Raw genomic sequence first — 8,550 nt, forward strand, 5'->3', positions numbered from 1 at the left:
GTTATGCGCTGTCGTTTCAAAGTCAATGACGACATATTATTGTTGTGCACTGCGCGTGACAAATACTTCTTCTAGCTCGCGGTCATTCATTGGAGCGCTTCCTTAGATTGCTTATTAACAGTATTTCGTTTAAGATTTCATCGTTGATATTGTTGAGATGTAAGGACTCTGTTCAAAATGGGGGGAGAAATGCATACTGCGAAGTGCTACTTTGCCCACGTTTACAAAAGTATTATTGCTAGACATCCTTATTTTGTTGATGAAGAAGAACTGCGTCTAACTTAAAAAAATTTTTCAGGCAGTTAGGCAGACGATTTTGAACAGAGCTGATGTAAGCAAAGTTTTATATACGACGAAACTGCCATTTTATTTGTACTTAGTGAGTACTCTAAACATATTCACTAGGGAGTGAAAAGAGGGTGAGTGTTTTTTGCCAGAAAAAAAACTACAATACGAAGTAAATCGCGAAGGCGATGGTACAACCTTGCTTGTAGATTACAACGCGCGAGGAAGAATACCATCTATTGAAGATGATGAGATAACCATGTCTGAAGCAATTACCATGCTTGTTGAAAACCCTACCGCAACCAAAATAATCTTCTCGCAAAAACATGATTTTGAATATGATTATGCGCAAGTCACTTTACTTGCTGAACTAGCAAATCTTTATGGAAAACTAGTACGTAACAAGGAATTGTTTAGCTATTCTTCGCTAGCACAAAATATTTCTTCAACAACGCTTTCTTCAAAATATACCGAACTTCATCACATTCTATTTACTGATCTTAAAAAAGATCCTCTTTCTTGCTATGTTCATATTAAACGAATACGTAGACGAGAACAAATACGGCTCGAAAAAGAAATAACCCCTGATTTAATTCAAAGTCAAACACATTATATTAAACTTCTTGATTACATTTTGCTGCTAATAGAAGGAACGAAATTTTTTGCTGTTGCAAAACCATACGTACAAGGGCACGAAATAGGAAATAGAGATCCATACAGACGAATATTTTTTGCAACTATAAAACCAGATTTTATGTTTACCAAATTAATGGCCCAATACCCCCAGAATGCAACCGAGCTTGAAGCGTACACTGTAGGTCAAACAGAAATAGTTATTTTTGAAAAACCAGAGTCAGTACAATATCTTTATCATGTCATGCCCCCAGAATTCAAACTAAGTGAAGAGCTCTATGATCTTTTAGATACTGCTCGTCGAATATTAGCAGAACATAAACCAGATAGAGATGAATTTACTGATCCAAAACGCATGCGTGAAGTATTTTATAATGTAGGAAAAGATTTACTTGCAGAACTTGCAAATCATCGTAATATTACTTTTTCTGAAGAAGATAATGATGAACTTGCAAAGATACTTGTACGATATACGGTTGGTTTTGGACTTGTTGAAGTGCTTTTAGCTGATGAAAAAATTCAAGATATTAGTGTGAATAGTCCTCCAGGAGAGATACCTATTTTTATTGTACATGCAGATTATGATGATTGTATTACTAATATTTTTCCAACAATAAGCGATAGCGAAAGTTGGGCAAGTAAACTACGAATGATTTCAGGACGACCACTAGATGAAGCAAATCCTATTTTAGATACAGAATTAGAATTACCAGGAGCGAGCGTTCGAACATCAACAATTACTGCACCACTTAATCCAACAGGTCTTGCTTTTTCTTTTCGACGACATCGAGATCAGCCATGGACTTTGCCACTTTTTATTAAATATAAAATGATTAATGCCATGACAGCAGGACTACTTTCTTTTCTTATTGACGGAACTCGAACAATGCTTGTTTGCGGTACGCGAAGCAGCGGGAAAAGCAGTTTTCTTTCATCCCTTCTTATTGAAATTATGCGACGGCATAGAATACTCACTATTGAAGACACACTTGAACTTCCCACGTCATCAATGAGAGCTTTAGGATTTAACATTCAACCACTTAAAGTAGCAAGTGCTCTAGCAAAATCAGGAGAAGAATTTAGCGCAGAAGACGGAATTCGAAGCACACTTCGACTTGGTGACTCTGCTCTAATTGTTGGCGAGGTTCGAAGTGGAGAAGCAAAAGCGCTCTATGAAGCAATGAGGGTGGGTGCTGCAGCAAATGTTGTAGCAGGAACTATTCATGGTGACAGTCCTTTTGGTATTTATGATAGACTCGTAAATGATATTGGTATTCCAAAAACGTCATTTAAAGCAACAGATATTATTATTATTGCAAATCCAATAAAATCAGCCGACGGCCTACATAAAATGAGGCGTGTTTTGCAAATAACAGAAGTGAGAAAAGATTGGCAAGAAGATCCGAACTTAGAAGGAGGTTTTGTCGATTTAATGAAATACAATGCTGCAACAGATGAGCTTGAACCAACGCCAGAATTACTCAATGGAGAAAGCGAAATACTCAAAGATATTGCATCAAAAATCAAAGAGTACACTGGTAACTGGGATGCATTGTGGAACAACATACAACTCCGAGCAAAAATGAAACAACGAATTTTTGAAGTAAGTCAAGAGTATAACTTACCCAAACTACTTGAAGCAGAATTTGTTATTTTAGCAAATGATAGGTTTCATAAAGCAGTTGAAAAAATAGTAAAACGAGAAGGAAAAGAAAATCCCGATGCTGTATATTTTGAATGGAATGATTGGCTAGAAAAAGAACTCAAACGAATTCTTAACAAACAAAAAGAAGATAAACATTAGAATGGACGATCCAAAGATAAAACAAGTTTCTTCACTTTTCAAACAACGATTAGAACAAGAACTAGCTGGAAAATCCGAATTAACTGAAGATGAAGTAATTACTTCTCGAGCATATGAAGAATTCAAAAAACAGTATATGCCGAAACATCTTTCATTTTATGAAAAAATTTGTCGATTAGCAGAAAAAACTATGCCAATGAAGCCGGATGAGAAAAAGATACCTCGCCTCCAACAAGCAATCGATATTTGTCATCTTAATACCACTCCGACAGGTGTTTATAGTTTATCATTATTTATCCCTCTTTTAATAATTTTATTATCTGCAATTATTTTCTATCTTATTCCAGCAGCACTAGGCGGGACTGGAAATATGTTTTTTGTTATTTTTGCATTATTTGCAGGTTTACTTGTTATGATTCCTTTGCAAAAATTACCCTTTATGCTTTCTAATTCTTGGCGAATGAAAGCATCAAATCAAATGGTACTTGCAATCTTTTACATCGTCACTTATATGCGACACACCTCAAACTTAGAACTAGCCATTAATTTTGCAGCAGAACATTTAGCACCACCATTATCTCTTGATATGAGAAAGATAATTTGGGATGTAGAAACAGAAAAATATGATGAACTCAAAGAATCCCTTAACGCCTATCTTGAAACATGGCAAAACTACAATCGAGAATTTGTTGAAAGTGTACATCTCATTCAATCATCACTTTATGAAGCAAGTAATGACAGACGATTAGGCAGTCTTGATAAAGCATTAAGTGTTATGCTTGATGAAACATATGAAAAAATGTTGCATTATGCGCACGGTCTTAAAACTCCTCTGACTACCCTTAATATGATGGGTGTTGTACTCCCTATTCTTACGCTAGTAATTCTTCCTTTAGTAGTTAGTTTTATGGGGGAATTTCGATGGTATCATCTTTTTGCAATTTATAATATTGCGCTTCCCGCAATAGTTTTTTATTTAGGAAAAAACATTTTATCAACAAGACCAGGAGGTTCAGGTGATGAAGATATTACCATAAAACATCCAGAACTTAAAAAATATAAAAACGTTGTTATAAAATTCGGCAAACAAGAAACATTCATTAAACCAATTATCTTTGCAGCACTTGTTTTTATTTTCTTTTTATTTATAGGACTCTTACCTCTTATTTGGAACGCTGCAACACTACCTGATTATGGAATTGTAGATAATGGTGATGGACGAGATTTTCGATTTGGTATGGTTGATTCTTACAATCCAGAACAAGTTGTGAAATATCAATTCTTAGGATATAGAGATGAATTAGATGCAGATGATTTGCCAACTGGAAAGTTGATAGGGCCATTTGGTCTTGGAGCTCTGCTTTTGAGTATTTGCATACCTTTAGGTGTGGGTCTTGCCGTAGGATTATATTACCGACTCAAATCAGGTAATGTGATTAAAATACGTAAACAAGCAAAAGCATTAGAAATTGAATTCTCTTCAGCATTATTTCAACTAGGAAGTCGACTTGGCGACGGTATCCCTGCAGAAACCGCATTTGGAAAAATAGCTGTAAGTATGGAAGGCACCATTTCAGGAAAATTTTTCGCATTAGTTAATGCAAATATTACTCGACTAGGTATGAGCGTGCACCAAGCAATATTTGATCATGAAAAAGGAGCACTCAACTATTATCCTTCAGACATTATTGAAAGCTCTATGAAAGTACTTGTTGAGTCTAGTAGAAAAGGACCGCAAGTAGCAAGCCAAGCAATCATTAATGTTTCAGAATACATCAAACAAATGCATCGAGTTGACGAACGACTCAAAGATCTTATGGGTGATGTTATTTCAAGCATGAAAAGTCAAGCATTATTCTTAACACCAGTAATTTCTGCAGTAGTTGTAGGTATTACTAGTCTTATTACTTCGATTATGGGCACGCTTGGTGATTCAGTAGGAAAAATTGCCGCAAGTGCTGATGGTATGGCAGGAACCAGTCTTTTAGCAATGTTTGGATCTGGTATTCCTACTTATTACTTCCAAATAGTTGTTGGTCTTTATGTTGTCATGCTTGCTTATATTCTCACCATCATAGGAAACGGCATAGAAAATGGTCCGGATAAAATAGGTGAACAATATGCTCTTGGACAAAATATGCTACGTGCAACAATTATTTACTCACTTCTTGTCTTAGTTGTAATAATTCTTTTTAACATCGTTTCAGGACAAATTATGAATCAAATGGTCATGACAACTTAGCCACAAACCTTATAAATGCACTTCTGATTCTAGAACCATTATGGGCTGGTAGCTCAGACTGGCAGAGCGCACCGCTGAAGTGTTGGCGAAGACAACATCTGGGAAGCTTCGCTTGCCAAGAAACGGTGAAGTCGCGGGTTCAAATCCCGCCCGGCCCACATTTTTCTTCGAAAAAAGTGTCCCTTCCGTAATTTGAACATGCAGTCATTAGCATTCCTGCAGCCAAGCCTTTAGGCTTAGCAATACCGTCTGACCCGCATTTTTTATTTCTTTGAAAATACTCCCTGTAATTTGAACGTTTAAGAATATCTAAGATTTTTAGAAATGAGCTTTTTGGACTTGTTGGTTTTGTCCAGTCCAAATTCTTTTGAACTGGTTCTTTAGTACTCGAGAACACGCATAATTCATACCTCCAATAAATGTCGAAGGACTATACTCTCCTTTATCAAGAAGATTCTTTTTAGTAAGTCCTTTTACTAGAACTGTTTTGTCTTCAAAAGGATTATGAAAAGGAAGTCCGACTTCTTCAGGGACAACTATTGCTTCAAGAGAATTACCTACATCAAAAATTCCTTTGTGTATGAAGTAGTCTTGGTTACATAATCCTCCATTTTTTTCTTCTACTCTTTTTACGTTCTTATTTTTGATAAATGCCTTTTTGTTAAAATAAAATCTAATGGTGAATATATCAAAAGGCGGATTTGCATCCCAACCAAAATATTGCTCGGGATTTTCTCGATATTCATGCAAGTTAACACTGTTCTCAGGAACAGTAGAGAGTGGTGTTGAGAAATGAATGTAAGGATCGTTTTTTCTTTTGTTCGGGTCTTCATTTGGATAAGGTGCTGCAAGAGGAGTTGTAATATTAAATTCTTTGAATTGATTGTTAGGAACAAGCTTTTTTAATTGTAGGATAGAATTTATATTTGCAGGGTTGGTTGCGTGAACAAGCGTTTGCTTAAGTAACAAATATCCATCCCAAATAGTGCTATCTCCAAATGTATATTTGGAAATTTCGCTAAACTCATTAGGCAACACAACAGCTTTAACCATAAAGGAGACAAATGTTGCTTGATTTAAAAAAATGCGTAAAAATCATATCTTTTAAAAGCAAGAAGGGCTTTTGCTTAGTTATATGGCAGTAAATAGGGGGCGAGAAGCTTGGAAAACATATGGTAACGTCTTTGACCAACATTCTGAACAACTTTTGCGTAAGCTAGCAGCACAAGGTTATTTTGAAGAACTTGTAAGTGCAATTGCACTTGGCAAAGAAGCAAATGTGTTTACTGCCCGCACAAAAGATGATTCGTTTGTCGCTGTTAAAATTTATCGTCTTGAAAATTGTAATTTTAACAAAATGTTCGAATACATTAGTCAAGATCCTCGCTACTTAGATTTAAAAGGACAAAAACGACGCATTATTTTTACATGGACACAACGAGAATATCGAAACCTTATGAAAGCCCGAGAACAATTGCGAGTTCCAACACCACTCGCATTTAAAGATAATATTATTGTTATGGAATATATTAATGAAGGAGATAAGGCTGCTTCACAGCTTAAAGATGTGGTGCTAGACCATCCCCAACGCGTTTTCGATGAAATTCTTCTGATGGTAAAACAATTGTATACACAAGGACTTGTTCACGGCGATTTATCCCCCTATAACATTTTAGTCCAACATGCAAAGCCTGTTTTTATTGACTTTTCACAATCCACCGCGACAAACTCTCCGAATGCACGCGAGCTTCTTTTGCGAGATTTAACTATTATAAGTAATTTTTTTAAGAAACAAGGAGTTAAATCCGATCCCGAACTGCTTCTTAAGCAAGTTATTTCTTAATTTGTCGTGTTGTTGCGTAGTTTTGTTCTCATATTCCTGCCTTAGACTATGTTTTTTGTTTCTAATGCTTTTTCATCGTACAAGCTCAAGAATGCAAATAAAAGGCTTATACGCGAGGTATCTTTAAGGCAGTAGGTTGATTTACCTGCTCAATCAAAGATTTGTACTTTGCCCTATTCAAACCGGAGAGAAAAAGGCATACTGCGAAGCACTATTCTCGCTTTGTTTACAAAAGCAATACCTTCAGACGAGTCTATTTTGTTCATGAAGACTAAATGCGTCTAACTCAAAAAATTTCAGGCAGTTAGGCAGATGATTTTGAACAGAGCCCTTCACGCATAACCTTTAAAAACGAAGTCGTTTTCTTATATTTAAATGAACGAGTATACTTACGAATTAAAAATTCCTAAAGAACGAATTGCAGTACTTATAGGTAAAGATGGCGAGATTAAAAAAGAACTCGAAGAAATTACTAAGACAACTATTAACGTAGATTCTAAAGAAGGAGATGTACAACTAGTTAGTAAAGATTCTGTTCAATTGTATTTGCTTAAAGATTTAGTACGGGCGATTGCGCGCGGGTTTAATCCTGAAATAGCAAAACGTCTTCTTAAACAAGATTATGTCTTAGATGTACTTAATTTATCTGATTATGTCAAGTCAAAAGATCAAATGCTACGCCTGAAAGGACGAGTAATTGGTAAAAATGGAAAAGCACGAACAATCATAGAAGAGCTTACTGATACAAGCATAAGCGTTTATGGAAAAACTATTGCGGTGATTGGTTTTTGTGATAATGCAGCAGTTGCTAAAAAAGCTCTCGAATCATTATTAACTGGAAGTCCTCATTCTAGCGTGTTTAAATGGTTAGAACAACACCGAAAACAACAAAAGTTTGCAGAACTTGCTAACTTTTGAGCTGTGTTTTGCACAACAACAGAAATTTGCAGAATTAGCATATTTCTGAGTCGCACTGTGTGCGCGACAACAAAAATTCTCTGAACTTGCTAATTGTTGAGTCTTGCCGACATACTTTTTGTTGCGAAGACTTGTTGCTTCCTTCAGAAGCAAAGCTTTCTATGCACTCTCTGTGATTCTTTGAATCAATCTTGGAATGCTTATGCTCAGTTTTTCTTCAAGGCAACAAAAAAGATGCTCTTGCTGACTCTTTTTTAGCAAATCTTTAAAAACATCCTTTTCTTAAATGCATTTGAAAAGCATGGTGAGTGAGTTAGCACAATATATATTGGAACAATTGCAAAAAGGCTATACTAAAAAACAACTCAAAGCTCATTTGCAAGAACATGGTTATGATACTAATATGATAGCCACGGCCTTTGCAGAGTTAACACATGAACAACTCTCTCAAACAGAACCAAATCTTCAAGATTATGTCGAGAGTTATATTTCCCAAGGCTACAAAGCAGAACAACTCTATGCAGCACTTAAAGATGAAGGGTATTCTAAACGACTTTTAGATAAAACATTTAAACATATAGGAAAAGAACATTTCTTAGAACCCGTGCATCAACCAAGAAAAAAATGGAAAAAACCAGATGCGATCGCCATAATTATGATATTACCCATTGTACTTTTTGTTCTTATTTTGGCGTTGTTCAAAAAGGTATAAATATGTATACTGACAAGAAATTACTATGGTTCAGACAGAAATTTCCGGTCAGTATGAAGTTAGTTTACACAAGCAAGTTATTAAAGTTTTTCATGCTTCAGGCATGAAATATC

At 35.6% G+C, this 8,550-nt stretch carries 6 protein-coding genes and 1 tRNA gene; 6 read left to right on the plus strand and 1 reads right to left on the minus strand.

The genetic code is table 11. The features are described 5' to 3' along the window. Positions 1–430 precede the first annotated feature (430 nt). The 3 genes from tadA (at position 431) to K9M74_03455 (ending at position 5,122) form a co-directional block, all read left to right on the plus strand. Positions 431–2,722 (plus strand): Flp pilus assembly complex ATPase component TadA, encoded by a 2,292-nt coding sequence (gene tadA, locus K9M74_03445; protein ID MCF7798933.1) that lies wholly within the window; start codon positions 431–433, stop codon positions 2,720–2,722. A 1-nt stretch (position 2,723) separates the two neighbouring features. Continuing rightward, positions 2,724–4,964, plus strand: coding sequence for a hypothetical protein (locus K9M74_03450; GenBank protein ID MCF7798934.1), 2,241 nt, complete (start codon positions 2,724–2,726; stop codon positions 4,962–4,964). A gap of 42 nt (positions 4,965–5,006) precedes the next feature. Further along, a tRNA-Phe gene (locus tag K9M74_03455) sits at positions 5,007–5,122 on the plus strand. A 160-nt stretch (positions 5,123–5,282) separates the two neighbouring features. Here K9M74_03455 and K9M74_03460 read toward each other — a convergent pair. Then, a complete protein-coding gene (locus K9M74_03460; GenBank protein ID MCF7798935.1) occupies positions 5,283–6,017 on the minus strand; it encodes a hypothetical protein in 735 nt (244 codons plus the stop codon). Positions 6,018–6,099: 82 nt separating this feature from the next. On the opposite strand from K9M74_03460, the gene K9M74_03465 reads away from it, so the two are divergent. The 3 genes from K9M74_03465 to K9M74_03475 all read left to right on the plus strand — a co-directional run bounded on the left by K9M74_03465 (position 6,100) and on the right by K9M74_03475 (position 8,437). Then, positions 6,100–6,807, plus strand: a complete 708-nt coding sequence (locus K9M74_03465) for a serine protein kinase RIO (GenBank protein MCF7798936.1) — start codon at positions 6,100–6,102, stop codon at positions 6,805–6,807. Between the two features lie 375 nt (positions 6,808–7,182). Continuing rightward, positions 7,183–7,725 (plus strand): KH domain-containing protein, encoded by a 543-nt coding sequence (locus K9M74_03470; protein ID MCF7798937.1) that lies wholly within the window; start codon positions 7,183–7,185, stop codon positions 7,723–7,725. A gap of 286 nt (positions 7,726–8,011) precedes the next feature. Then, the gene (locus K9M74_03475) at positions 8,012–8,437 is read left to right on the plus strand and encodes a hypothetical protein (protein ID MCF7798938.1); all 426 of its coding nucleotides are present in this window, start codon (positions 8,012–8,014) and stop codon (positions 8,435–8,437) included. The last annotated feature ends 113 nt before the right edge of the window (positions 8,438–8,550 follow it).

It is taken from the genome of Candidatus Woesearchaeota archaeon, assembly GCA_021734105.1.
Classification (GTDB): Archaea; Nanobdellota; Nanobdellia; order Woesearchaeales; family SKGA01; genus SKGA01.

What these genes read in the sequence shown, in the direction of transcription:
- K9M74_03450 (MCF7798934.1), top strand. Translation starts at nt 2,724, where the DNA reads ATGGACGATCCAAAGATAAAACAAGTTTCTTCACTTTTCAAACAACGA.
- K9M74_03460 (MCF7798935.1), bottom strand. Translation starts at nt 6,017, where the DNA reads ATGGTTAAAGCTGTTGTGTTGCCTAATGAGTTTAGCGAAATTTCCAAA.
- K9M74_03465 (MCF7798936.1), top strand. Translation starts at nt 6,100, where the DNA reads ATGGCAGTAAATAGGGGGCGAGAAGCTTGGAAAACATATGGTAACGTC.
- K9M74_03470 (MCF7798937.1), top strand. Translation starts at nt 7,183, where the DNA reads ATGAACGAGTATACTTACGAATTAAAAATTCCTAAAGAACGAATTGCA.
- K9M74_03475 (MCF7798938.1), top strand. Translation starts at nt 8,012, where the DNA reads ATGCATTTGAAAAGCATGGTGAGTGAGTTAGCACAATATATATTGGAA.